Origin of the sequence: Henriciella barbarensis (assembly GCF_003576345.1) — a bacterium.
Classification (GTDB): Bacteria; Pseudomonadota; Alphaproteobacteria; order Caulobacterales; family Hyphomonadaceae; genus Henriciella; species Henriciella barbarensis.
Window position 1 is genome coordinate 1073061 of sequence record NZ_QWGB01000005.1, and the last position, 25846, is coordinate 1098906.

Genomic DNA, 25846 nt, shown 5'->3' on the forward strand with positions numbered 1-25846 from the left:
CCTAATGTCCGCCGCCGCCGTGACCGCCACCTTTATGGCCGCCGCGGCGTCCACTATGGCCACCACCTTTGTTGCCGCCATGGCCGCCGCCTTTCCAGCCGCCGCCCTTATGGCCACCACCGCAGGTATTGCACCCGCCGCCGTGATGCTTGCCGCCGCCACCACCGCGGAAACTGCCATTGAAGGTGAATGAGGCGGCTGCATGGGACAAGGCGCTCGCCGAGGAGCTGGCGCTGGCATAGGCAAAGCCGCCCCCGCCGCCATAATAGCCACCGTCGACCCCGTTGCCGACGCCGCCATCAAAACCAGAAATGTCGAGGTCCACATCGCGTCTTGCATGTCGCGATGTGCGCGCGGCGGAGCGCGTCGTATAGCCGGTGCTACGCGTCGCTGTGCGTGAGACGGAGACCGGGCGCGGTGCCGGACGAGACACTGCGCGAGTCGTATAGCTAACCTGCGCCGGACGTGCCGCGATGGCGTTGTAACCGCACGCTGCACCATAGGCATGCGCGTGTCCAGCATGGGCTGCGGCGTAGGAATGAGAAACAGACCCCGAGGCGTAGCCGCCATGCGCCGCAACGTGGCGGGCCGGTGTGCTGGTATAACCGTGATGGCTGGCGTGAGAGGTTGCGTGTGTGCGCCTGGCCGTCTGCGGCAGTGGCGGGCACGACCAGGTGTCGTGGCCGACCAGATAGCAGCCTGGCTCTGGCGGTGTCTGCTGGGCGTGGGCCTGAAGCGGCGCGGGGCCCCTGTTGATCGGACGATTTTCGTACCCGTCTGCAAGTGCAGGGGTCGCCAGAAGCGCGGCAGATGCAGCGAACAAAGCGGCCTTGTACCGATATGGCATAGTATTCGCCTCCTGAGCGAAAGTCCGGTCGATCTAGGCAGTCCTGCAGCAAATGCAGGGCCAATCATCAGTAAACGTCATACGCAGCAGCGAATCAAACAGCTTAACCGGAGAGGGGAAAGGCGCTCGCGTAGCACGTGCAGAGCGCTTTGGAGACGGGTTGTCGGTGCGGTCTACAAACCTAGAAGTCGTAGGTAATCCCCTTGCGTTCCCAGTCGCCAAAACGCGTAGGTTCACGGTGTCGGGGGCCGCCTTTTTCCTTTTCCCGCTCTGCCTCGAGCGCTTTTTCGTGCTCTATCTGGGCCTCGCGGCGAGCTTTTGCTTCGTCGAGGGCGCGTTGAGCTTCGGGAGAAAGGGGCTTTTTCATTATAATATTGTCATGCTTGCGGCGATGCGCTTCTCAGGCGTGTTAACTCTTTCCATATAGTTCAACGCAAAATATTAAAAAGTCTGCCTTCAGCATCAAGGAGCCCCGATGCCGGGAACAATGAAGACATTTGTCTTGCTCGCTGCAATGACAGCGCTGTTCATGGCTGTTGGCTATCTCGTGGGCGGTGTTGTCGGCATGGCGATCGCATTTGCCATTGCCCTGATGCTCAACGTTTATTCCTGGTGGAATGCCGACAAGATCGTGTTGCGCATGCAGGGCGCGCGCGAAATCTCGCCGGATGAGCGATCCCCCATCTTCCGCACGTTCGCCAATGACACGCGGGCGCTCGCCGCTCATGCCGGCCTTCCTACGCCGCGCATCTATATCATCGACACCCCGCAGCCGAACGCATTCGCGACGGGGCGTAACCCGAAGAATGCCGCCGTTTGTGCGACGACGGGCCTGCTCAATACGCTGACGCGTGAGGAAGTCTCCGGCGTCATGGCGCATGAGCTCGCACATGTGGCGCACCGCGACACGCTGACCATGACGGTGACGGCGACGCTGGCTGGTGCCATCGGCATGCTGGCCAATTTCGCGATCTTCTTCGGTGACCGCTCGCGCGGAGGGATTTTCGCCTCCATTGCCATCATGATCTTTGCGCCAATGGCGGCAGGCCTTGTGCAGATGGCGATCAGCCGGTCACGCGAATATGAGGCGGACAAGCGCGGCGCGGAAATCTGCGGTAACCCTTACTGGCTTGCCTCCGCGCTCGAAAAGATAGACAGGGGCGCACGTTCCAATCTCAACCAGCGTGCCGAGGCCAATCCGGCCATGGCGCACGTCTACATCATGAACCCGCTTGCCGGGCGCAAAGGTGACAATCTGTTTTCCACCCATCCATCTACCGCCAACCGTGTCGAGGCGCTGCACAAGCTTGCCATGGACATGAATGTGGCGCCGCCGGAGCGGCTCTATCCTGAAACGGTCACAGCGCGTGGGCCCTGGGGATGAGCGCATCCAGATCAAGACAAGCTGCCGCCGACCTCCTCATTGAAACACTCGACAATCGCCGCACGCTGGACGAGGCGATGGAGCTGTCAGAGACTTATGGCGCGCTGACGGGCCCCGACAGGGGCTTTGCCCGGGCTATGGCGAGCGCGGCGTTGCGCCAGCTCGGCCGTATCGACAAGGGGCTCGCGCCTTTCCTCAACCGTCCAATAGAGACAGCTGTGCCGCCAGCGCGGGCGCTGCTGCGCATCGGGGCGGCGCAGAGCTGGATCCTCGATACGCCGGCCCATGCCGTCGTCAGTGAAACGGTGAACGCCGCAAAGCAATGGGCCCGCGCGCGGTCAGCCTCGGGCTTTCTGAATGCGGTGTTGCGCAAGGCAGTGAATGACCGCACCGCCTTCGATGCGGCGCCGACAACCTCGGTCTGGCCGGACTGGCTGACGGTGGAGCTTATGACCTCTCTCGGTGTAGAGGGTGCCTCGGCGCTCGCGCGCCTGCAGATGGAAGAGCCGGACCTCGACCTCACAGTGCGTGATGAGGGGTTTGCGGAGGATCTTGCCAAGCGGATCGGTGCGAAACGCGTTGGACTTGGCAGTCTGCGGGTGGCGTCTGGCGATGTGGCTGGCGTTGAAGGCTACCGCGCCGGGGACTGGTGGGTGCAGGATGCCGCGGCAGCCATACCTGCACAGCTTCTGGGCATAGAATCCGGTCAGACCGTGTTCGATCTCTGCGCTGCGCCGGGCGGCAAGACGATGCAGATTGCTGCCATGGGCGCGAAAACGGTCGCTGTCGACCGGTCCCGGACGCGGCTTCAGCGGCTTGAAGAAAACCTTGAACGCATAGGCTTGCAGGACCGCGTGGAGATCGTTGCAGACAATGCAGAGACGTGGTCTCCGGACGCGCTAGCCGACGCAGTCCTGCTGGATGCACCGTGCTCGGCCTTTGGGACGCTGCGGCGTCATCCGGAAGGCGCATGGATCAAGGGCCCTGACGATATTGCGCGCTTTCCTGGCGTTCAGCTTCGTCTCCTGAAGGCGGCCGCACGTCTTGTGAAACCGGGGGGCACCATTGTCTATTGTGTCTGTACGCCGCTGAAACGCGAGGGCGCTGATGTCCTGGATGCTGCCTTGAAAGAGACCGGCCTGCAACGCGCACCAATCAACGCTGAAGAAGCTGGAGCTTTTGCGGACGGTCTGACGGGGAAAGGTGACCTCCTCACCCTGCCTCAAGAGGGGTTCGCGCACGACGCTTTCTTTATTTCCAGGCTTCGCCGAACCGCTTGAGGCGCCTAGTCACCGAAAAGTATTCGCATGCCATCTTCTTGCCGCCCGTAATTCATATTCTGTTCAGCATGAGGGGCGGATACCTAATGCTGTCCCGTTGTCAAAGGATCCGGATAATGAATACGAACATCCCTCAAGTCACCAAGCCTGGCCGTCTGATGGCAGGCGCCTTTGTTGCGCTTACGATGACGCTGGCCGGGTGTGCGAGCACTTATGGTGCAAATACGGTCAGCCCGAATGAGATCGGCTATGCCTCACAGGTCGAGCCCGGCACGATCAGCGATGTACGCGAAGTGACGATCCGACCTGACAACAGCATCCTTGGCGCCGCGACCGGTGCAGTGCTCGGCGGGCTTGCAGGGTCTGAGCTCGGCGGCGGTGACAAGGCGCAGACTGCGGGCGCGGTTGGCGGTGCGGTCCTCGGTGGCCTTGCCGGTAATGAGCTCGGCAAGGGCATGAATACACGCCGCGGCTTTGCCTATACCGTACAGCTCGATAGCGGGCGCACGATTGAAGTGGTGCAGGGCGCTGACATCGCGATGTATCCCGGCCAGCGCGTGAACGTCACCTATGGCGGCGGGCGCACGACGGTGTCTCCGGCACAGGGCTATCCGCGCTACTAGGGCGTTGCCAGGTCTCTCGCTGAGGCTGCTGAAATTGAAGCTTCCATGCCGCCGTGAGCCTTGTGCTTGCGGCGGTTAGGCCTTACCCAGCGTGCCATGTCACGCGTCATGATCTCCCCCTCCATACTGTCCGCAGATTTCGCCTGTCTGGGCGAAGAAATTCGCGCTATCGATACCGCTGGCGCTGACATGATCCATGTCGATGTGATGGATGGGCATTTCGTACCCAACCTCACTTTCGGCGCGCCAGTGATCAAGAAGCTGCGTCCGCATACGGACAAGCCGTTCGACGTTCACCTGATGATCGCGCCGGTCGATCCCTACATCCAGGACTTCGCCGATGCCGGCGCTGATATTCTGACCGTGCACCCGGAAGCCGGGCCGCACATTCACCGCACGCTCCAGTCGATCCGGGCAGCAGGCATGAGGCCGGGCGTCGCCATCAATCCCGGGACCCCTGCCGAAGTGGTCGATCCGATCATTGATGACATTGACCTCATTCTTGTCATGTCGGTGAATCCGGGCTTCGGGGGGCAGAGTTTCATTGACAGCCAGCTCAGAAAGATTGAGTCATTCCGTAGGAAGATAGACGCCTGTGGACGCGATATCATTCTTGAGGTCGATGGCGGACTGACTCCGGAAACGGCGCCTCGTGCAATCGAGGCTGGGGTAACAGCGATCGTTGCAGGATCGGCTGTATTCAAGGGGGGTGCGGATGCTTATGCTCGCAACATCGCCGCGCTTCGTGGAGAAGACGGCCAGTAGAGCTATTAGCACCAGGCGAGTGACCGCAGTGGAGTACGCCAAATCGACCCCACCCCCACGCCGCACACCTGAAGAGGATGCGGATCTGTGGATGCGTCTCGCTGGCATCAGCGGGCAGGACATCGCCGCGTCCCCTATTCACCGGCTGAAGATTTCCGGTGCCGCGCCAGACAGTTTTACCATCTATCCGGAGCCGATAGCCCCGCCTGACCACATGCGCGGTGAGAGCCTGATGAAAGATGTCTGGCGTATCGGTGCTGACAAGATCGAGATGAACGAAGGCCTGCCGCCATGGACGGCGCCGCTTCCGTCACGCCATTTTGCTGACAGGGTGCACCGGTTCGACTGGTTGGCGGATGTGTTCGCCCAGGGCGAGGCGGGGGCAGAGCGCGCCTGCTATCTTGTCGATGACTGGATGGCAAACTTCGGCCGCTTCAACGGGTTCGCCTGGCGCATCGGTTGCGCGGCTGACCGCGTCTGGAACTGGATGCTGTGCGGGTCGGTGCTGTTCACCCGGGGCGAGCCTGCCGATATCGAACGCCGGCTTGAGACGCTCGCGCGGCATCAGCGCCATATCGAGGCGTTACATCCAGACTGCGTGGACTTCATAGCGCGCTGGCGTGTCGCGTGCGTCATGGTGCTCGATAGCCTGTGCCTCAAGCAAGGAGAAGGCCTTGAAGAGGCGCTTGAGCTTCTGGAAAGTGAGTGCACGGCACAGATCCTGCCCGATGGTGGTCATGTGACCCGAGCGCCGGCGCGCGGCCTGCGAGCCATGCTGGACCTCTGCATTCTGGCGGACGCGTTCGGGAAAGCGGGAAAGCCGGTCCCGGACTTTGTAAGCAAATGGATTGAGCGGCTGGGCGGTATGGTCGCCTTTTTTCGCGGCGGGGATGGCGCGTTGCCGCCATTCAATGACAGCGATGAGAGCCTGCCGCAGATTGTCGATGCGGTTCTGGGGCGCATGAAGCGTAAGCCGCGCGGTTTCATGGTGGCGCCCAGGTCAGGCTTTCATAAAATACTCAAGGCCGGGGCATGCCTCATCCTTGATGCCGGCGAAGCGCCTGCGCAACCATTCGGTGATGGCGCGCATGCCGGTGCGCTGAGTTTCGAATTCCAGGATGGCGAGTCGCGCCTGGTGACGTCATGCGGTTTCAGCCCTGAAGCAGATATTGACTGGCGCGCAGCTGTGCGCCGGACTGGCGCGCATTCGACGCTGGTCCTGGCGACAGAGGATTCGGCTCCCTTCCAGCGCAATGAAGAAACCGGGCTGACCTTCCCTGAAGGTCCGGATGGTATCTTTGCCAAGCGTATGGAAGAGAATGAGGAAATCTGGCTGGATGCCCAGCATGGCGGCTATAAGCGGCTTTTCGGCCTACTGCACCGCCGCCGCCTTTTCATGTCTTCCGACGGCAGCCGTCTGACGGGCGAGGATTCACTTGCGCGTCCGCTCTCGCAAGGGCCGGGCAAGCTGGAAAAGCCCATCCCGTTCGCTGTGCGGTTTCATCTACATCCGACGGTTTCGGCGACGATGAAAGACAGCTACATCCGGCTTCGCACCGATTCTGGTGATATCTGGCAGTTCAAGACGAGCCACCCTGGTGCGAAACTTGAAAAGACCGTTTACCTGAGCCGCGGTGTGGTAGAAAAAAGCAGGCAGATCGTTCTTTCTGGTCGTGCGGACCCGAATAGTGATGGTTCTACGCCGCCAAATTGCCTTAGGTGGGCATTCTTGAAGGAAAAGGCAGATTGACGCCACGCGATGAAGCCCGAAGAGCCATGGCGATCACGCTTGGCTTCGATACCGCCGCTGCTGCGGTGTCGATGGCCGTTGCGCTGGTTACACGCTGGCTGATGACGGGAGGCGCGCCTCCTGACAGCTTCTTCGGCGGCATCGTCACAACAGCCATCTTCGCAGGTGTTGGCTTCGTTTCATTCTATATGCTGGGCGTACACAAGCAGGTCTGGCGTCACTCTGGCTGGCGGGACGCTGTTCGCATCGTTCAGGCCGTTGGTCTCGCCACGCTATTCTTCCTGCCGCTCGTGTTCCTCTGGAACAGGCTAGTAGGTGTGCCGCGAACGGCAATCGTGATCGCTGTGATCATCTGGCTTACGATCATTTTTTCAGGCCGCATGGTGGCGCTGTGGCGCTCGACGCAGCGGCCGCTGCAGATCTTTTTTTCGCGCGCCCGTCCAGATGCGCCCATGGTGCTGCTGATTGCCCAATCCGAAGAGGCGGCGCGTATCGACTCGCTGATGGGCAAGGATGAGAAGGGTGCAAAGGTTCGTATCTTGGGCCTGCTCGAGCCTGAGGGCGCCGAGTTCGGCCGCAAGATCCGCGGCATACCCGTGCTCGGGGGCCTCGAAGACCTGAGCAAGGTGCTCGACCTACTGACCCTTCGTTACGAAAAGACGCCGCTGGTGGCTGTGGCCGGCATCGCGCGAGAACGTCATTACATGACGCAGGTTCTGGAAGTTGCGGCGAGCCGTAAGACAGAGGTCATGTCTCTAGGCGCTGCCGCCGATCAGACATCGGCTTCGATGCTGCCAGTGCGCGCTGCAGACCTGTTGCGGCGACGCGAACGCGAGCTCGACGTTGAACCCGTAGCCGACATGATCGAGGGCATGCGCGTATTCGTCACCGGCGGCGGCGGTACGATCGGCTCTGAGCTGGCGCGCCAGTGCGCGAGCATGAACCCGCAATCGCTGACCCTGTTCGATTCATCCGAATACAATCTCTACGAAGCCGATCTTTCGCTGCGCGAGCAGTTTCCGAACCTGCCAATTAATTCCGAACTTGGTGATGTGCGCGACGTCGCCCGGGTGACACGAGCGATTGAACAGTTCGAGCCAGACATCATTATCCACGCGGCCGCGCTAAAACATGTGCCCCTGATGGAGCAGAATGTCTGTGAGGCGATCCTGACCAATGTCGGCGGCGCGCTGATCACGGCGAAGGCCGCCCAGACCTCATCGGTTCAGAAGTTCGTTTTCGTCTCGACCGACAAGGCGGTGCATCCTGACAATGTCATGGGGGCCACCAAAAGGCTGGCAGAGCTGACGGTGACGCGGCAGGCCGTGTCCTCGAACTTCTCCGTCTCGATGGTGCGTTTCGGCAATGTGCTTGGCTCTTCCGGCTCTGTGGTGCCGCTCTTCGAGCGCCAGATTGCCAAGGGCGGCCCGGTGACGCTGACCCATCCGGAAGTCACGCGCTACTTCATGACAGTGGAGGAGGCGTCAGCGCTGGTTCTTCAATCGGCGACGCATAATGGCAGCCCGGGCTCTGCATCTCTTTACGTGCTCGACATGGGGGAGCCTGTCCGGATCAAGGCGTTGGCCGAGGCCATGATCAGGCTCAAAGGCCTGGTGCCCGGACAGGATATTGAAATTCGCACGACAGGTCTCCGCCCCGGCGAGAAGATGCACGAGAAGCTCACCTATAATCATGAAGAAGTGAACGTGATCGGCATCGAGGGCATCTACAAGGTTGCCTCCAAGCAGGTCGTTGCAAATGACTTCGATGAGAAGCTCGATGAGTTGCTCGATCATGCCCGTCATCGCCGCCGCGACGAGGCGATCAAAATGCTTGCCGAGCTCGTGCCAGAGTACCGTCCGCGCCGGGCAGCGGAGTAACCGGCCACACACGGTTGACCAATCAAATTGCGGTGCTACCCACTGGCGCCGGTTTCCAGAAGAATGAAAGTCGCCGAGCCCATGACTGAGCGTTTCAAGGTCCGCCGTGCCCTGCTGTCGGTTTCAGACAAGTCGGGGCTTGTCGAACATGGCCAGAGGCTCGCCTCTCATGGTGTCGAACTTGTCTCAACCGGCGGGACGGCGCGTGCCCTCAAGGAAGCAGGCCTCGACGTCATTGATGTCGCCGACCTTACCGGTTTCCCGGAAATGATGGACGGCCGGGTCAAGACGCTGCACCCGGCGGTGCATGGCGGTCTGCTCTATCGCCGCGACCTTGAGAGCCACCGCGAGGACGCAGAGCGCCACGGCATCGAAGCCATCGATCTCGTCTACATCAATCTCTATCCGTTTGAAGCGACCGTTGCCTCGAATGCCGATTTCGACACCTGTATCGAGAATATCGATATTGGCGGACCTGCAATGCTGCGCGCGGCGGCCAAGAATGGCGAATCGGTCGCCGTTTGTACGGATGCGGGCGATGTGGCGCGGGCCCTGTCGGAGATGGATGCCAATGAGGGTCAGGTGAGCCGCGATCTCAGCATCCGCCTTGCGGCAAAGACCTATGCGCGCACGGCGGCCTATGATGCGGCCATTTCTGGTTGGTATGCCGACCAGCTAAACGATGCGACGCCGGATTGGGCGGGCTTTGGCGGCAAGCTGGCGCAGGAGCTTCGTTACGGCGAAAACCCGCACCAGTCGGCAGCATTCTACGTCACGGGTGACAAGCGTCCCGGCGTTGCCAATGCACGCCAGGTGCAGGGCAAGGAGCTCTCCTACAACAATATCAACGATACCGATGCAGCCTTCGAGCTGATCGGTGAGCTGGGTGATGAGCGCCCGGCCGTTGCGATCATCAAGCACGCCAATCCGTGCGGGGTTGCGATGGGTGATACGCCGCTCGAAGCCTACCGGGCAGCGCTGGAATGCGACTCGACCTCAGCTTTTGGCGGTATCGTTGCGCTGAACCGCCTGCTGGACGAGGAAACGGCGCAGGAGATCACGAAGATATTTACCGAAGTCGTCATCGCGCCGGGCGCTGACCAGGGCGCGCTTTCCGTCTTTGAGAAGAAGAAGAACCTTCGCCTGCTTTTGACGAGCGGGATTCCCGACCCGCTGGCGCGTGGCCGCGTCGTGAAGAGCGTCGCGGGCGGCCTTCTTGTACAGGACCGTGATTTCGGGCGTGTCTCGCAGGAGGATCTTCGCGTTGTCACGGACAAGGCGCCGAGCGAGGCAGAGCTGGAAGACATGCTGTTTGCCTGGCGCGTCGCCAAGCATGTGAAGTCCAATACGATTGTCTACGTGAAAGATGGGGCGACTGTCGGCATCGGCGCTGGCCAGATGAGCCGGATAGATTCAGCGCGCATCGCTGCCCGCAAGGCGGTCGACGCCGCTGAAGTCGCTGGCTGGGACGCGCCGAAGACGCGCGGCTGCGTCGCCGCGTCTGATGCGTTCTTCCCATTCCCTGACGGCTTGCTGCAGGCCGCGGAAGCCGGTGCAACCGCGGTCATCCAGCCGGGCGGCTCTATCCGTGATGAGGACGTTATCAAGGCGGCTGACGAGGCAGGTCTTGCCATGGTCTTCACCGGCATGCGGCACTTCAGGCACTAGTCCGATGGCAGAGGCCGTCTCCCCTTTCGATGCCGCCATGCAGCACTGGCTGCCGGTCAGGGTCTACTATGAAGACACTGACTTTACCGGCATGGTCTACCACGCAAACTATCTTCGTTTTTTTGAGCGGGGGCGGTCTGAATTCCTGCGCGATGCCGGGGTTTCGCACCAGTCGCTTCTGGCGCTGCCTGAACCGGCGGCCTTCACGCTGACCAATGTTCAGGTGGACTATAAGCGGGCCGCGCGGATCGATGACGCGCTGATGATCTGTTCACGCTATATCGGCATAAAAGGCGCAAAAGTCCTGTTTGAGCAGACGGCGCGGCGCGGCGACGAAGTCATTGCCGAGGCGCTGATCACGGCGATCATGATCCATGCGGACGGGCGACCGCGTCGCCCAATTCCGCACGTGGTCGATCAGCTTCGTCCCTATATCTTCAAGTCCTGAGCGACCGACCGGCCTTTTTGTGGCTCAGTCCCTCCTGTCCGAGGCCCTCCGGCACATATTCTGCTTCAGATGCCAAGTTTCCGCCTGATTTCCGTTGGATAGGGGGAACAGATTGATCGTGCGGTCTGATGGGGGTCGTGCGCAAAGGCTGTGCTGCAGCCAGCAAGAAGAGGAATTTCATGGAAAGCGACGTCACCGCACCGATTGTAAACGATGCCGGCTTCTCCCTTCTCGGTCTCCTTCTGGAAGCCGATATTGTGGTCAAACTCGTCCTTATTATCCTGCTCATTGCCAGCCTCTGGTCCTGGGCCGTCATTATCGAGAAGTCCTTCGCGGTTTCGAGCGCACGTCGCCGGGCGAAGGCTTTCGAAAACGCTTTCTGGTCAGGCCGGGCAGACGATCTTGATCGCCGCGGCCCTCCTTCGGGCAGCGACGCGGCCTCCCGCATCTATGCGTCCATCTCCCGTGAGTGGAGCGATGCGCGCCGGGCACCTGAAGCAAATGATCACATGATGATGATTGACCGGGCAGAGCGCTCGCTGCGCGCAGGTGTCGACCGGGAAGTAGGCCGGGTCAGCAATGGTCTCGGCGTCCTGGCGACCATCGGCTCTGCCTCCCCGTTTATCGGTCTTTTTGGCACGGTCTGGGGCATCATGAACGCGTTTCTCAACATTGCCGAGAAACAAGATACCAGCCTGACTAACGTCGCAGGACCGATCGCAGAAGCCCTGTTCGCCACCGGCCTTGGCCTTGTGGCGGCTATTCCAGCGGTCATCTTCTACAACAAGTTCACCGGCGACGTGAACCGGTTTGCCGATCAGCTCGATACGTTCAGCCAGGATCTTCTGGTGCGCCTTTCGCGCCGCGCGTCGGACCTCGGAGCGTAAGTCATGGCTGGAGGATTTGCTGCTGGCCCGTCAGGGCGAAACCGTGGCCGCCGTGCGATGGCCGCAGAAATCAATGTGACGCCGCTCGTCGACGTGATGCTGGTGCTGCTCATCGTCTTCATGATCACCGCGCCATTGCTGACGACCGGCGTAGAGGTCTCTCTGCCGAAAGCGTCGGCTGAAAACCTGCGCGCGCCACAGAGCCAGCCACTATCGGTGTCGCTTGACCGCAGCGGGGCGATCTACATCCAGGAGACGCGGGTAAACCCGGAAGAACTCGTCTCGACGCTCTATGCGATTGCTGGCGAGGGGTATGAGGAGCGTATTTTCCTGCGTGCTGACGAGGGTGTGAATTACGGCCAGGTCATGAGTGTAATGACCCGTATGCAGCGCGCCGGATATCGCAACATCGCGCTTGTCACCGACCCGCAGGCCGAGGAGTCGCGCTAGGATATGATCCGAGGCCTTCCGGCATCCATCATGCTGCACGCTGCAGTGATTGGCGCAGGCTATATCGCCTGGCCCTATGTCGCGACGACCGTGACAGAGGATGAGTTCGTCGTAGTGCCGGTGGAACTGGTGGATGTCGGCGAAATGACCAATGTCGCGCCGGTCATCGAACCGCAGGAGCCGGAGGAAGACGAGCTCGAGCCAGAGCCGGAACCCGAGCCGGAAGAAGACGAAGAGCTTCCTGTCGAGGACATTCCTGACGAGCGGGATATTCCGGTCGATGAAGTCGAGACCGCGCGTGAGGCCGCTCCGCCAGAGGAAGAAGACGATATCCTTCCAAACTTCGAGGCAGAGGCTGACGAAGAGGAAGAAGCGCCGCCGGAAGAACCCAAGGAAGAGCGCCCGGCAACGCCAAACCCGAAGCGCGATAGCAGTGCGCTCGACAATCTACTGAATTCAGCCGAGTCGACCTTCCAGAGTGAGCGTGAGACCCGCAGGGAAACGCAGGCACCGCGCCGTGAGCCACCGCCGCGCGAGGAAACGCCTGCACCGCAGGAGCAGCGCGCCGGGGCCGGCGAACGTACAGCTAACACTGTCCGGATCGAGCAGTTGCTCTACAATCAGATCTATCCATGCTGGGATGGCGTCGGAGATCAGCCAGAACCCGAGCGGCTTAATGTCAGCATGCGGGCAAGACTGGATGCCGAAGGTAACGTGATCGATCTTGATCTGCTGCGCCCGTCGCGCGCGCCGATCGGGGACCGGCCAATGCAGCTCGCCATCGAACGCGCGCAGCGTGCGGTCCAGAAGTGCCAACCTTACAGGCTTCCAAGAGACGACTACGATCTCTGGAAGGAAGCCAACATCAATCTCGGCCCGGCTTTTACGGGTAACTAGACGACAGGAAAGGGCGATAAGCCAGATGATGAAATCAATTGCCGCCTATCTCTTTGCTGCCTTGGTGGCGGTCATTCCCGCCGCGACGGCGCAGGTGACCGTGAACATTTCCGAAGGTACGCTGAAGCCAACACCGATCGCCATTCCTGTGTTCGAGGCCGAAGGCGCAGACCGGCAGCTGGCGACCGACATCACGTCCGTTATCCAGAACGACCTACTTTCGACGGGCCTTTTCGAGATCACGCCTCAGAGTGCCTTTATCCAGCGCGACCTGTCTATCAACACACAGCCCCGTTTCGCCGATTGGAAGATCATCCAGACCGACGCGCTGGTCGTGGGCGAGGTTGACCGCGTGACAATTGAAGGTGTGGAATTCATTCGCGCATCTGTCCGCCTCTGGGACGTTTATGGCGAGGAAGTCATGCGTCTTGAGGGTCAGGCTGGCCGCCGCTTTACAGCGAAGCCCGAAGACTGGCGTCGCATCGCCCACAAGATCGCTGACACGATCTATGCGCGCCTGACCGGTGAAGACCCCTATTTCGACTCACGCATTGTTTATGTCGCTGAGACCGGTCCGAAGGATGACCGCACCAAACGCCTCGCAATCATGGATTCCGACGGCGCAAACGTGAAGTACCTGACGTCCGGTACGTTCACGGTGCTGACGCCGCGCTTTTCGCCGTCGAACCAGCAGATCACTTACATGTCGTTCGAAAATAACCGTCCGCGCGTCTACCTGTTCGACATCCAGAGCGGTCGCCAGGAAGTGCTGGGCAATTTCCAGAGCATGACTTTTGCGCCGCGTTTTTCGCGTGACGGCCAATCGGTCCTGCTGACCCAGGCAGTGAATGGTAATTCCGATATATATCTGCGCGACCTCGTCACTCAGAGCACGCGCAGGCTTACCGACCATCCAGCGATCGATACCTCGCCATCCATGTCCCCGAATGGACGCCAGATCGTCTTCAACTCTGACCGAGGCGGCAGCCCACAGCTTTACGTAATGAACACGGACGGCTCGCCGCTGACCTGCCCGTCGGGTGGGCGCGACACCGCCTGCCGTATTACTTTCGGTTCGGGTCGGTATTCGACACCGGTCTGGAGCCCGCGAGGTGATCTCATCGCCTTCACGAAACAATCCCGTGGCCGCTTCTCGATCGGCGTTATCGGTACCGATGGCGAAGGCGAGCGCGTCCTGACCGAATCCTATCTCGATGAAGGGCCGGAATGGTCGCCGAACGGCCGCGTCATCACCTTCTTCCGCGAGCGTGCCCCCGGGGCTGGTCCACAGCTCTGGTCGGTTGACCTTACGGGCCGGAACCTCCGTCAGATTCCGACGCCAACGCAGGCGTCTGACCCGGCTTGGTCGCCACTTCTAAACTAGAATCCGAGATGCCTGACCGGTCCTAAGCGCCGAGAAGGCAAATAATTTTTTCAGGAACCAATCGTCAGCCACGAAGTTGACAAATTCCGTCACTAATGGGTCGCGCCAACGACCTTACGAAGGAGTAACCAATGCGTCGTCTAGTTCTCTCTACTGCTTCCCTCGCCCTGATACTCGGCGCCGCTGCTTGCGCTTCGAAGCCAGATCCGGTCGACAATTCGGCGTCGCAAGTTTCCGATACCGGTAATACCAATACCGGCCCGGTGCGCGAGTCCGATATCGAAACGCCAAACCGTGTCATTGATTCCGGTCCGGCAGCAGGTTCGCTCGAAGACTTCCGCGTCAACGTCGGCGACCGCGTCTACTTTAACCTCGACCAGTATCGCCTCGACGCGGACGACCAGGCTGTTCTGCAACGTCAGGCCGCCTGGCTGGAAAACTATCCGAACGTCCGCATCCTGGTTGCTGGCAATGCCGACGAGCGCGGCACCCGCGAGTACAACCTCGCCCTGGGCGAGCGCCGCGCCTCTGTGGTCCGTGACTACCTCGTGAATCTCGGTGTCAGCCAGTCGCGCATCGACACGGTCTCTTACGGCAAGGAGCGTCCAATCGCACCAGAGTCGAACGAAGCTGCATGGGCGATGAACCGCAACGCCTTCACCCAGATCATGGGCGGTCCGAGCAGCTAATCGCTGCTAACTGACAATAACTGATACAGAAAGCCGGGCGTCATAATTTGGCCCCGGCTTTTTTCTTATCTATATGCTGAAATTGTGCATCTACTGCCCCGAAGAGGCCCTTTCATGATCCGTATGGTTCCGCTCATTGCCGCGCTCGCCCTGTTTGCCCCGATAGAAGCAGGCGCCCAATCCAATCGCGCGCCTATTACCCGCGGCGCGACAAGCGGCGACCTTGCAGCAACCGTCACCGATATGCGCCAGCGTATGGCGCAGATGGATCTGGAGCAGAAGCGCCTCGGCGATGAGATCAATCGTCTGAATGGTGAGGTTGAGACATTGCGGTTCCTCCTGTCGCAGTCGCGCGATGAGTCCGAGCGGATGCAGCAGGATGATCAGCGGATCGGCCAGTCGATCCGCGAGCTGACCGAGCAGAATGAACGCATGCGGCGCCAGATTTCCGCATTGCAGGAAGATGTCAGCCAGAACCGCGTTGAGATCGGCGATGTCGAAGAGAACGCGGAGACCCCTCCTCGCAGTGAGGCCGGCACGTCATCTGATAGTGAAGTGCGTGAAGCTGGCACCGGCAGCAATGCGCAGGCGCGTGCCGCAGACACGGCTCAGACGGCGACGATGGGCAATCCAGATTACCAAGGGTCACTTGGTACGCTGCGTGCCAGCGACCTTCCCGGCGAGGCAGGCCCGCTTTTCGCGGCCGCAAAGTCGCGTCTTCTGAAGTTTGACTATGCCGGCGCTGAAGAAGCGTTCCGCGCTTTCCTTGACCAGTTCTCCGACGACCCGCAGGCGGGCGAGGCGCAGTACTGGCTGGCCGAAACCCTGTTCCAGCAGGAAGCTTATGGCGAATCCGGTGAGGCCTATCTCAAAATGATTCGGGAATATCCAGACGATGCGCGCGCACCAGATGCGCTCGTCAAACTTGCCCGGTCCATGCGCCTTGTCGGTGATACCGATCGGGCCTGCGAGGCGCTCGATGTCCTGCCGCAGCAGTATCCAAATGCATCAGGTGTGACGCGCAATCTCGCGGCCCTGGAACGCACGCGGGCAGGGTGCAGCGCCTAGACCATCATAACCATCAGCTTCTCGATGCGGTGACAGCCGGGTCTAAAGGCCCGGTTTGCGTGGCCGTGTCCGGCGGAAGCGACTCGCTCAGCCTGCTGAACCTTGCAGAGGCATGGACCGAAAAGAGTAGGCGCGAACTGCTGGTCCTGACGATTGACCATGGGCTTCGGCCCGAAGCGGCCGATGAGGCCTGTTGGGTTGCGGATCTGGCCCGCAGTCGCGGAATCAGGGTGGAGATCCTGACCTGGTCACCCGACAAACGCAGCCAGAATGCTGCGCGACAAGCACGTCATTCCTTGCTGGCAGAAGCGGCGAGGCGCGCGGGCGCGAGTGTCGTTCTGCTTGGCCACACGCTAACCGATGTTGTGGAGACGCTGTTGATGCGTCTGATGCGGCCAGCGCGGCTGGCAGGGGCAGTGGGCCCGCAGCCGGTTTCGGTGTCACCGGTGTGGCCTCAAGGGCGGGGTATCATGCTTGCCCGACCTCTCCTCAACCTTCGGCGTGAGGACCTTGCGACTGATCTGCGGGGGCAGGGGCAGAGCTGGATCAATGATCCGAGCAATGATGCTGACTACTATGAGCGCGGGCGTATCCGAAAACTTGTGAATGCCTTGGATCCGGCGCGGCTGGAGCGTATCTGCTTCGACGCAATGCGCCTTCGAGCAATAGAGGACCTGCAGCTTTCGCGTTTTCTGACGAACAGGGTACGCGTGGACCAGAGTGGCTTGATCGAGGCCAACGTTCAGCACATCGAGGCCTCGCCAGCCGTGCGCGCCCGGTTTCTGGACATTTTGCTGCAGGCCGCTTCTGGCGCAAGCCAGGGCGCGGCGGCGCCATCGGTTTCTGCGTTGGCCGAAACCGTTTTCGACGATGGGCCAAAGAGCCGGGTAACGCTGGGCGGTGCGTGGGTCCAGAGGCGCGGGAACAGCCTGTTGATGGGTAGGGACCCCGGCGAAGCGCGAAAAGGCTGGACAGGTGGTGTCTGGGACGGGCGCTATGTGGGTAGAGGGGCTGTTGCAGACATCCCAGTCCTTCAGGCGTCGGACTTGCCGTTCCTTGTGCGTGACAGTGCGCCTGATGAACCCGCTCGGGAAATCATCTCAGACCGGCTAGTGCACTGGAGTCGGGCGCTCATGCTCAGTGCCCGCTTCAGCGCGGTGATGACGCTGGATCGCTGAGAAACGCCTGATCTACCATACACCCCGGCTGAGCCCGCTCCAGAGATAGCCGCCAAGGGTCGGCGCGAAATACTGTTTCGAAGGCAGGTCCAGCTTTTTAGGGCGAAGCGTGCCGTTCAGCGCGTCTTCCATGGCCTGCACGACAATATCGCGGCTGCCAGCGGCGAGGCGCCAAAGATAGGTGTGGAAATTGTCGTCAGCTTCTGCTCTGAGGCGCGACTGGTAGAGAATGTCGCCTGTGTCGACCCCCTGATCAACGAGGTGCACCGTGGCGCCGAAATGTTCTGGCTCACCATTCGCGAGTGCGAAATAGCCGCCGAACATACCGCGATAGGCCGGGTTAATGCCCGAGTGATAGTTGATGAAGGGCGCATCGACGCTGGCGAGCGTCTTCTTCGAGATCATACGCGTTGATACGACGAAGACTGCTTCTGGGTTCAATGATTTCAGCGTGGCGCGGCATTGGTCGGAATTGACCGATGGGACGTCGATAAGGGTGGTGTCCGTCCGCGGTTCAGGTTCCAGTTTTTCGCGGGCGATCAGACTTGCGATCGTATCCTGACTGCCCCTGCTGGTGAGCTTGATCGGTATGCGTGCGGCCTGCATGCTTGCGACTGTCAGTAGGCCAAGCAGCTTTCGGCGGCGGCGCCACAGAGTGGCCTGCGACTCGCCCTCCTCGCGGATGACTGGAAAGTCTCCGAACCGCTCTCTCAGCGTGTTGATCATGATCCAGGCGTGCGGGCCGCCTGCGGTGAGTGCAACGATCTTCGGTGCCGTAGCCATGTCAGCCTCTCTCCCTGAATTGGACAGTCTGACAAGAATGATGCAAGTATCAGGCTAGTTTCCGCTAGGCCAGCTAGCCTAGGGAGCGAACCGCGTCGGCGACTTCGTTGACCGCAGACTCCATGTCGGCGGCATCTTCGGCCTCGGCCATGACCCTGATCAACGGCTCTGTCCCGGACTTGCGAATGACGAGTCGGCCAGTGCTGCCAAGCCGTTCTTCAACGGCGCTGATGGCCTGTTTGACGCTGTGCTGCTCCAGCGGTGCTTCGCTGTGATAGCGGATATTCACCAGCTTCTGCGGCACCGGCTCAAAGACCCTCGAGATTTCTGATAGCGGCTTTCCGGTCTCTACCATGACAGCAAGCGCCTGTAGCGCCGCGATCATGCCGTCACCCGTGGTGACGTGGTCGGAAACGACAATATGCCCGGACTGCTCACCGCCAAGATTGAAACCGCCTTCCCGCATCCGTTCGACGACATAACGGTCGCCGACTTTGGTGCGCTCAAGATTGATGCTTCTGGATTTGAGATAATTCTCCAGGCCGAGATTGGACATGACGGTCGTGACAACGCCATCGCGGGCGAGCAGGCCGCGTTTTTGCCAGTCGCTGGCGATGAGGCCGATCAGCTGGTCGCCATCAATCTCATTTCCCTTCTCGTCGATGAGGATGCAGCGGTCCGCATCGCCATCAAGGGCGATACCGATATCGGCGCGATACTTTATAACTGCTTCCCGGAGAGCGAGGGTATGAGTGCTGCCGACTTCCTGGTTGATGTTGAAGCCATCCGGATTGACACCGATCGGAAAAACTTCTGCGCCCAGTTCGTAAAGGGCAGTCGGGGCGACCTTGTAGGCAGCGCCATTGGCGCAATCGACGCAGACGCGCAGGCCCGATAGCCGCACGCCGCGTGGGAAGGTTGCTTTGACAATCTCGATATAGCGCGCTTGGGCGTCATCGACGCGGCGGGTGCGGCCAAGGGCAGAGGGCGCGGCCAGCTTGTCATCAAGCGCACGGTCCATTCGGCTTTCGATTTCCAGTTCGATGTCGTCCGACAGTTTGTAGCCATCCGGCCCAAACAGTTTGAGGCCGTTATCTTCAAAGGCGTTGTGGCTGGCAGAGATCATCACGCCAAGGTCTGCGCGAAGCGAGCGGGTCATCATCGCGACGCCGGGCGTTGGCAGCGGACCGAACAGGGTCACGTCCATGCCGACCGAAGTGAAGCCAGCAACGAGGGCAGGCTCGATCATGTAGCCAGATAGGCGCGTATCCTTGCCGATTACGACAGAATGGCGCCGTGTGCCGCCACGGCGAAAATATTTCCCAGCGGCCATACCGAGGCGCATCGCGATTTCGGGGGTCATTGGCGGGGTGTTCGCTGTCCCGCGGATCCCGTCAGTGCCAAAATATTTGCGCGTCATAGCCCACCTTCCGTGTTCTGAACTCGATTGGCATACATTCATCGCTCATGCCAACTCCAAGAAAGTCTCTAAACGACCGGGTTGCAACAATAGCTTTAACCTTAGCGGGTAATCGCCTTATGAAGCATAATAATTGCGATGCTGTTCCGGCGAGGCCGCTGACATAAATCGTCACGCTTTTTGCAATGACCTGCGGCCTTCCGGTTTTCTAGAGGAAGGCTGAGCACTCAAGGAGGCGACACACATATGTGCGGCATTATCGGCATCCTCGGCAACGAACCGGCAGCACCACGACTCGTCGACGCGTTGAAGCGACTTGAGTATCGCGGCTATGACAGCGCAGGCATTGCGACGATCGATGCCACCGGGAAGATGGACAGGCGCCGTGCCCCGGGCAAGCTTATCAATCTGGACGAAGCGATTGCTGCTGATCCGCTGGAAGGTGATCAGGGCATTGGTCACACGCGCTGGGCAACGCATGGCTCACCCACGGTTGGAAATGCGCATCCACACGTCTCCGGACCGGTTGCGGTGGTTCATAATGGGATCATCGAGAATTTCCGCGAGCTGCGCCAAGAACTGGAAGCCGAGGGGCACCAGTTTGAAACCGAGACTGATACAGAAACGATCGCGCACCTCATTGCGTCCAACCTCAAGAAGGGCATGAGCGAGGTTGAAGCCGTAAAGGCCGGTGTCGCGCGGCTTCACGGTGCGTTCGCGCTTGCGCTTTTGTTCAACGGTCGTTCAGACCTTCTGATCGGTGCGCGCAAGGGGTCGCCACTGGCGATCGGTGTCGGTGAGGGCGAAATGTTCCTTGGGTCAGATGCGCTGGCTGTCGCGCCGTTTACCAACCGCGTCATTTATCTTGAAGAAGGCGACGTATGTGTTCTCAGCCATGAGAGCTATGAGATCTTCGATCGCAAGGACAAGCCGGTCAACCGCGCGGTCAGCATCGTTCAGGGCGCGGGTGCGGCCGCCGAAAAGGGCAATTATCGCCACTTCATGCAGAAAGAGATCTTTGAGCAGCCGGATTCCTGTGGCCGCACAATTGGCGCCTATACGAACATCCTGCGCCAGACTGTTGAGCTGCCCGGCGAAGGCGCAGACGCAATCGACTGGTCGGAGATCAAGCATCTGTACATGATCGCCTGCGGGACCGCCCACTATGCCACACGGGTCGCCGAATACTGGTTCGAGCAGTGCGCAGGTCTGCCAGTCAAAACCGACATTGCGTCTGAGTTCCGCTATCGCGAGCCAGCGCTCGCGAAGGAAGGCGGCCTCGCGCTTTTCGTCAGCCAGTCTGGCGAAACGGCTGATACGCTGGCGGCGCTTCGCTATTGCAAGGAACAAGGGCTCAAGACGGCGGCGGTCGTCAACGTGCCGACCTCGTCGATTGCGCGAGAGGCAGATCTTGTCCTGCCAACCTTGGCAGGCCCTGAGATTGGTGTGGCATCGACCAAGGCGTTTACCGCGCAGCTCGCCGCGCTGGCGGCTGTAGCGATTTCAGCGGGCCGGGCACGCGAACAGATTTCGCGGGATGCAGAAATTCGTCTGGTTCGGGCCCTGACGGAACTGCCGCGCCTCATGTCGACGACGCTGCAACTCGATGAGCGTATTGCCGAGCTTTCGCGCGACATGGCGAAGGCCAGTGACGTCATCTATCTCGGTCGCGGCGTTCATTACCCGATTGCCCTGGAAGGCGCGCTGAAGCTGAAAGAAGTCAGCTATATTCACGCTGAAGGCTATGCCTCCGGTGAGCTGAAGCATGGACCAATCGCCTTGATCGATGAGGAAACACCCGTCGTCTTCGTTGCACCTTTCGACGGCCTTTTTGATAAGTCGCTTTCCAATCTGCAGGAAGTGGCGGCCCGGCGCGGTGAGGTCATCTTGATCTCCGATGCGGCCGGCGTGCGTGCGGCGGGCGAAACGCCGGCCAGCCGAATCGAGCTGCCGGACTGTGACCCATTCATTGCGCCGATCCTGTACTCGCTGCCCATCCAGCTGCTGGCCTATCATGTCGCTGTTGAGAAGGGGACGGATGTGGACCAGCCGCGCAATCTGGCGAAGTCGGTCACCGTCGAGTAGCGACCAGCTTTTCAGTCATAGACCCAGAGACGAAAAAGCCCCGTCAGTGTTGTGCTGCCGGGGCTTCGTCTCGTTTGCCTGATGTTTTCTAGATCAAGAGCCCTGATCCGAGCATCACGCAAACGCAGAGGCTGGCAGTCATCGGGAGGCTGACCAGGAGTGCGAAGATACCCTGACGGGTTTCAGTGGAGGAAACGCTCATTGTTTTCTGTCCTTCTCGAAAGAGCCGGGCAGGCGAGCCTGTCTGCTCCGGTGCATAGGATATAGCACCGGTCAGTCTTGTGATCAATGAATGATTTCAAAAATATTTAGTATTCAGTCTCCGGCGTCTTTTCGATGCCTTTGGCAAGGCCCGCAATGATGATGTCGAGGACGCCATTCAGCTCGCGGCGAAGCTTCGGAAGGGTGAGACGCGAAAAAAGCTGCGGAAACCGGTACTTCATCAGCGCTGACTGGATCATTTCGGCGGTGTAGTTGCAGTCGGCGATTGGCGCGAAGTCGCCGCGCTCAATACCGTCTTCCAGAATAGTGCAGAGATAAATTCGCTCCTGGGCGAGCCCTTCATTCATGAAGAGCGGGCGCTCTTCACCAAGCACTTCGGCAACCTCTAGAATCTTGGCTTCCCGCTCAATAGCATCGAACGTCTGGCTCAAGCCGTAATGAAAAACCTGGCGCAGGCGCTGGGCGGGACGCGCATCGCTGCGAGAGATTTCGGAGTAAGTCTGGTAGAGATCGGAATTGAATTTGCGGGCCATCGCCTCGGCGATATCCAGCTTGGACGCAAAGAAACGATAGATATTACCCGCAGACATATCGCAATCGCGCGCAATTTCGGACATGGTCGTTTTGCCATAGCCGTAGTGTTTGATACGGTTCATGGCCGCATCGAGGATCTGCTCACGGGTCTTGGATTTATCGCTCATGGGCTGAAGATACGGAAATAGATTGAATGATCAATAAATTCTTCAGCGGCCTGTTGGCGCAGGAGGCCTGACATGCAGACCATCGGAGTTCTAGGCGCTGGCGCCTGGGGTACGGCACTCGCGGCCACAGCCGTGAAAGCTGGAAGAAACGTCCGCGTCTGGGCACTTGAAGCGGAGGTTGCCGAAGCGCTGAGCGCGGGGAAAGGCAACCCCGTTTACCTTCCAGGCATTGAACTGCCCAGGGTCCAGGCGTCAAGCGACATGTCCATTCTGGCGGACTGCGAGGCGATCCTCTCCGTCGTTCCAGCGCAGCATGCGCGAGCATGCTTCAATGAGCTGGCTGAGCACCTCTCACCGGGCGTACCCGTGCTTCTCTGTTCGAAGGGCATCGAAAAGAAGACGCTGAGCCTCATGACGGACGTCGTGCATGAGACCATGCCGAAAGCGACGCCAGCGGTCTTGTCGGGTCCGAGCTTCGCCGCGGATGTTGCGCGAGGCCTGCCGACTGCGGTGACACTGGCTTGTGCTGATGAGAAACTGGGGCAGACGCTCATGCAGGCTATAGGGCGCAGCGCTTTTCGCCCCTACTGGTCGAATGACCTGATTGGCGCCGAGATTGGCGGGGCGGTGAAAAATGTACTCGCCATTGCTTGCGGTATTGTCGAGGGGCTGGAGCTTGGTAAATCAGCCCACGCAGCACTTATCTCCCGCGGCTTCGCAGAGATGACACGGCTGGCGGTTGCGATGGGCGCACAGCAACAGACCCTGGCCGGCCTTTGTGGTCTTGGAGACCTGGTCCTTACATGCTCGTCCCCGCAATCGCGGAATATGAGCTTCGGAATGGCGCTCGGTCAGGGCCGTCTGGCGAAAGACGTTCTTGCAGAACGCAACTCGGTGACAGAGGGCGTTGCCACCGCTCCGGCATTGACAGAGCTGGCAGCCCGGGAGGGTGTGGCCATGCCTATCTGTCAGGCTGTCCATGAAATTCTCGCCGGTCAGAAAAATGTCGACGAGGCAATGACCGCGCTCCTCAATCGTCCATTCAAGCACGAAGGTTTCTGACATGGCGCAATTCCTGATCAATGCCCGCGACAAGTCCGGTGCGCTCTCCCTGCGCATGGAAAACAGGCCGGCCCACCTGGACTGGGCGAAAGCGCATGCGGACAGGATTTTGATGGCAGGGCCCGTTTTTGCCGATGATGGCGAGACGTTTGCAGGCTCGACCTTTGTGGTGGAGTTTCCCACGCTTGCCGACGTGAAAGCGTGGGCGGCTGACGACCCCTATGCGAAGGCCGGCCTGTTCGAGACGGTTGAGATCCGGCCGTTCAAATGGCTGATCGGTGGCGGAAAGCCGGAATAAGGGCGAGCTGACATGCGAAAGTTCGTCAGTGGGAACCTGAACTATTCGAGCTGGTCGATCAGGGCGCTCCTGATGGTTCGGTATCTGGGGCTTGAGGTTGAGGAAGAGATCGTCCCGCTGGACTTTCCCGATACGACGGCGCGTCTGGCCGAGATTAGCCCGACGCGGAAAGTACCGCTTCTCATCTGGGACGATGAATCCATCTGGGATTCGCTTGCCATCATAGAATGGCTGAACGACCGGTACCCTGAAGCAGGGGTCTGGCCCGTTGAACCGAAAGCCCGGGCGAAGGCGCGTGCTATTTCAGCCGAGATGCATTCAGGCTTCCCGACGCTTCGCCGCGAATGTCCGATGGATATCCGCTCACGACATGTTCGCCCAGAGATGTCAGAGGCTCTCGCCAATGACGTCCTGCGCGTTGATGAGATCTGGAGCAGCGCCTTGGAGGCCTCCGGCGGGCCGTATCTATTTGGTGAATGGAGCGCGGCCGATGCAGTGTATGCACCCGTCGTCACGCGCTTCCTGACCTATGATCTGCCGCGTTCAACGACGTCGCAGGCCTATATGGTGGCCGTAATGTCCCATCCGCTGATGGTTGAGCTGGCGGGGCAGGCGACTGCGGAACCCTGGTGGATCAAGTATGACAAGAACGGACGCAGCGCGGGCTTCAGGCCTTCGGAGGATTCATGAGGTCATAGCCGAGATTGTGGCGGAAGAGCTCTTTCACGCGATTGCGGTAGATTTCCAGCGCTTCGCCTGAGAATTGTTCTGCGAGCGGTGTCCTGCGGAACTGAAGCACGTTGGCTTCTGCTTCCGGATCCACCTTTTTCGCCATGGCTTCCTTGGTTCCCGCCTTGAGCGCGCCGTCCAGCGCCTTCGAGGTCAGGCTGATCTGCCAATGAGCGGCCATGCCACCGAGAATGGCGCGCGGATTTGCTCGCGTGTCCTCATAATGAACGCGGTAGATGCGGTCGCCTGCCTTTTCGAGGATGTCGCCCCAGCGATTCCAGAATCGGGCAAGCCAGTAGAGGTCACAGCGATAGATGGACCCCGACGGGTCCCCGCGAAGGTAGTCCAGCCAGTCGACTTCAAGCTCATGGTTCCATTTGGCATGGTGGCTGGCGAGGATGGACATCGGGTGGCGCACGAAAAGGACGTAAGGCGGCAGGCCAGCGACGCCGCGTGCCCAGGTCCAGTCGGCCAGCTTGTGCGGAATAGTGTGGCTGAAAGCGAGGCGCGGAAGCTCTGGAAAGGTCGGCTTGTCCTTGGGCCAGCCGATATAGGGGCGCACGGCATTTTCGGAGAAGTATTCCGGGCGCGGCACGCTATAGGTGTCCGCGAGCGCCACCGAGAACATGTATTTTACCCAGTGGGTGCCGGAATTCTTTGACGTGACCAGTACGCCATCGAAGGCGCGGTGGCGCAGGACGGAGAAATTTCCCCAATTGTCCTTGCGGACACGTTTTTCGTAGGCGTCGCTCATAGGCAAAGCTTGTACAGCGCCGCGCCCGCTCCTGCCAAGCGGTTCAGTTCAGGCCGGCCTTTCGGCGCCAGATCTGGATGAGGTCGCGGTGGTTCGTATTTGCCCGGCCATCCGCGACGGCCACATTTTCGAGCATGGCGCAGAGATCATCGAATTCCTTTGGACCCATGCCAGGTGCATGGATGACAACGTCGCTCATTCGCGCCATCACCCTCTGCGGGGGCGGAGCATTGCGAACGGCCCATCCGGCCTTCGCGATCAGGTCTTCGGCATCCATTTCCGAGTAGCCGAAGTGTGCCTTTATCTCGTCCCGGATCGCTGTATCCTGACGGTCCGAGAGCGCGCCGTGGGAACCAGCGACCTGCATCATCATGATAACGGCCGCCTGACGTGGGTCGGTCACCGAGCCCAACGGGGTTCCGTCTGGCGTCGGTGGTGTGCCCTTGCGCGTCCGTCCGGCGATGCCGCGGGCGGCGCGATAGGAGCCACGCGCTGCGCTCGAGATCATCCGGATGCGATGATACCAGAGCGCTAGCGCTGTCACGACGCCGAATATCGCCAGCAGAATGTGCATTAAAAAACTCCCCGGCTGGC

At 60.3% G+C, this 25846-nt stretch carries 26 protein-coding genes; 19 read left to right on the forward strand and 7 right to left on the reverse strand.

Features of this window, described 5'->3' with window-relative positions:
• Position 1 precedes the first annotated feature (1 nt).
• Positions 2-847 (reverse strand): hypothetical protein, encoded by an 846-nt coding sequence (locus D1224_RS08260; RefSeq protein WP_119379410.1) that lies wholly within the window; start codon positions 845-847, stop codon positions 2-4.
• 181 nt (positions 848-1028) lie between these two features.
• The gene (locus tag D1224_RS08265) at positions 1029-1214 is read right to left on the reverse strand and encodes a DUF1674 domain-containing protein (RefSeq protein ID WP_119379411.1); all 186 of its coding nucleotides are present in this window, start codon (positions 1212-1214) and stop codon (positions 1029-1031) included.
• Positions 1215-1322: 108 nt separating this feature from the next.
• Between D1224_RS08265 and htpX the strand changes: the two genes are divergently transcribed.
• From htpX to tilS, 15 genes are all read left to right on the forward strand, one after another.
• The gene (gene htpX, locus D1224_RS08270) at positions 1323-2231 is read left to right on the forward strand and encodes a zinc metalloprotease HtpX (protein WP_119379412.1); all 909 of its coding nucleotides are present in this window, start codon (positions 1323-1325) and stop codon (positions 2229-2231) included.
• On the forward strand, positions 2228-3511 hold the full coding sequence (locus D1224_RS08275; RefSeq protein ID WP_119379413.1) for an RsmB/NOP family class I SAM-dependent RNA methyltransferase: 1284 nt from the start codon (positions 2228-2230) through the stop codon (positions 3509-3511). The genes htpX and D1224_RS08275 overlap by 4 nt, the downstream gene beginning before the upstream one ends.
• A 116-nt stretch (positions 3512-3627) precedes the next feature.
• Entirely contained in the window at positions 3628-4134 is a 507-nt protein-coding gene (locus D1224_RS08280; RefSeq protein WP_119379414.1) for an outer membrane lipoprotein, read from the forward strand.
• A gap of 96 nt (positions 4135-4230) precedes the next feature.
• On the forward strand, positions 4231-4899 hold the full coding sequence (gene rpe / locus D1224_RS08285) for a ribulose-phosphate 3-epimerase (protein WP_119379415.1): 669 nt from the start codon (positions 4231-4233) through the stop codon (positions 4897-4899).
• Entirely contained in the window at positions 4850-6649 is a 1800-nt protein-coding gene (locus D1224_RS08290) for a heparinase II/III family protein (RefSeq protein WP_233350457.1), read from the forward strand. The genes rpe and D1224_RS08290 overlap by 50 nt, the downstream gene beginning before the upstream one ends.
• Positions 6646-8529 carry a polysaccharide biosynthesis protein gene (locus D1224_RS08295; protein ID WP_147372352.1) on the forward strand — a complete coding sequence of 628 codons (1884 nt, stop codon included), beginning with the start codon at positions 6646-6648 and terminating at the stop codon, positions 8527-8529. The genes D1224_RS08290 and D1224_RS08295 overlap by 4 nt, the downstream gene beginning before the upstream one ends.
• 81 nt (positions 8530-8610) lie before the next feature.
• A complete protein-coding gene (gene purH / locus D1224_RS08300; protein ID WP_119379418.1) occupies positions 8611-10197 on the forward strand; it encodes a bifunctional phosphoribosylaminoimidazolecarboxamide formyltransferase/IMP cyclohydrolase in 1587 nt (528 codons plus the stop codon).
• Between the two features lie 4 nt (positions 10198-10201).
• Positions 10202-10645: a YbgC/FadM family acyl-CoA thioesterase gene (locus tag D1224_RS08305; protein WP_119379419.1), complete on the forward strand. Its 444-nt coding sequence runs from the start codon at positions 10202-10204 to the stop codon at positions 10643-10645.
• Between the two features lie 179 nt (positions 10646-10824).
• On the forward strand, positions 10825-11532 hold the full coding sequence (gene tolQ, locus D1224_RS08310; protein WP_119379942.1) for a protein TolQ: 708 nt from the start codon (positions 10825-10827) through the stop codon (positions 11530-11532).
• Positions 11533-11535: 3 nt separating this feature from the next.
• Positions 11536-11982, forward strand: coding sequence for a protein TolR (gene tolR, locus D1224_RS08315; protein WP_233350458.1), 447 nt, complete (start codon positions 11536-11538; stop codon positions 11980-11982).
• Between the two features lie 3 nt (positions 11983-11985).
• Complete coding sequence (locus D1224_RS08320) at positions 11986-12879, forward strand: hypothetical protein (RefSeq protein WP_119379421.1); 894 nt, start codon at positions 11986-11988, stop codon at positions 12877-12879.
• A gap of 25 nt (positions 12880-12904) precedes the next feature.
• Positions 12905-14263 (forward strand): Tol-Pal system beta propeller repeat protein TolB, encoded by a 1359-nt coding sequence (gene tolB / locus D1224_RS08325; RefSeq protein WP_119379422.1) that lies wholly within the window; start codon positions 12905-12907, stop codon positions 14261-14263.
• A gap of 131 nt (positions 14264-14394) precedes the next feature.
• Positions 14395-14952, forward strand: coding sequence for a peptidoglycan-associated lipoprotein Pal (gene pal, locus D1224_RS08330; RefSeq protein WP_119379423.1), 558 nt, complete (start codon positions 14395-14397; stop codon positions 14950-14952).
• A gap of 114 nt (positions 14953-15066) precedes the next feature.
• The gene (ybgF, locus tag D1224_RS08335; protein WP_119379424.1) at positions 15067-16020 is read left to right on the forward strand and encodes a tol-pal system protein YbgF; all 954 of its coding nucleotides are present in this window, start codon (positions 15067-15069) and stop codon (positions 16018-16020) included.
• Positions 16008-17198 (forward strand): tRNA lysidine(34) synthetase TilS, encoded by a 1191-nt coding sequence (tilS, locus tag D1224_RS08340; protein ID WP_182482217.1) that lies wholly within the window; start codon positions 16008-16010, stop codon positions 17196-17198. Before ybgF ends, tilS begins: the two co-directional genes overlap by 13 nt.
• A gap of 12 nt (positions 17199-17210) precedes the next feature.
• Here the strand turns inward: tilS and D1224_RS08345 are convergent, their stop codons facing one another.
• Complete coding sequence (locus D1224_RS08345; protein ID WP_119379426.1) at positions 17211-17981, reverse strand: formyl transferase; 771 nt, start codon at positions 17979-17981, stop codon at positions 17211-17213.
• A gap of 73 nt (positions 17982-18054) precedes the next feature.
• Positions 18055-19401 (reverse strand): phosphoglucosamine mutase, encoded by a 1347-nt coding sequence (glmM, locus tag D1224_RS08350; RefSeq protein ID WP_119379427.1) that lies wholly within the window; start codon positions 19399-19401, stop codon positions 18055-18057.
• A gap of 246 nt (positions 19402-19647) precedes the next feature.
• Between glmM and glmS the strand changes: the two genes are divergently transcribed.
• Positions 19648-21486 (forward strand): glutamine--fructose-6-phosphate transaminase (isomerizing), encoded by a 1839-nt coding sequence (gene glmS, locus D1224_RS08355; protein WP_119379428.1) that lies wholly within the window; start codon positions 19648-19650, stop codon positions 21484-21486.
• Positions 21487-21794: 308 nt separating this feature from the next.
• On the opposite strand, the gene D1224_RS08360 is transcribed toward glmS, so the two are convergent.
• The gene (locus D1224_RS08360; protein ID WP_119379429.1) at positions 21795-22409 is read right to left on the reverse strand and encodes a TetR/AcrR family transcriptional regulator; all 615 of its coding nucleotides are present in this window, start codon (positions 22407-22409) and stop codon (positions 21795-21797) included.
• A gap of 72 nt (positions 22410-22481) precedes the next feature.
• Between D1224_RS08360 and D1224_RS08365 the strand changes: the two genes are divergently transcribed.
• Genes D1224_RS08365 through D1224_RS08375 form a run of 3 tightly spaced genes read left to right on the forward strand, consistent with a single transcriptional unit; the run spans position 22482 to position 24459 of the window.
• Positions 22482-23471 carry an NAD(P)H-dependent glycerol-3-phosphate dehydrogenase gene (locus tag D1224_RS08365; protein WP_119379430.1) on the forward strand — a complete coding sequence of 330 codons (990 nt, stop codon included), beginning with the start codon at positions 22482-22484 and terminating at the stop codon, positions 23469-23471.
• 1 nt (position 23472) lies between these two features.
• Positions 23473-23769: a YciI family protein gene (locus D1224_RS08370; protein ID WP_119379431.1), complete on the forward strand. Its 297-nt coding sequence runs from the start codon at positions 23473-23475 to the stop codon at positions 23767-23769.
• Positions 23770-23781: 12 nt separating this feature from the next.
• Entirely contained in the window at positions 23782-24459 is a 678-nt protein-coding gene (locus tag D1224_RS08375) for a glutathione S-transferase (protein WP_119379432.1), read from the forward strand.
• On the opposite strand, the gene D1224_RS08380 is transcribed toward D1224_RS08375, so the two are convergent.
• Both D1224_RS08380 and D1224_RS08385 read right to left on the reverse strand, forming a co-directional pair.
• Positions 24437-25252 carry a sulfotransferase family protein gene (locus D1224_RS08380; protein ID WP_119379433.1) on the reverse strand — a complete coding sequence of 272 codons (816 nt, stop codon included), beginning with the start codon at positions 25250-25252 and terminating at the stop codon, positions 24437-24439. The two genes, D1224_RS08375 and D1224_RS08380, sit on opposite strands and share 23 nt — an antisense overlap.
• Before the next feature lie 43 nt (positions 25253-25295).
• Positions 25296-25826: a TerB family tellurite resistance protein gene (locus D1224_RS08385; RefSeq protein ID WP_119379434.1), complete on the reverse strand. Its 531-nt coding sequence runs from the start codon at positions 25824-25826 to the stop codon at positions 25296-25298.
• Positions 25827-25846: the final 20 nt, after the last annotated feature.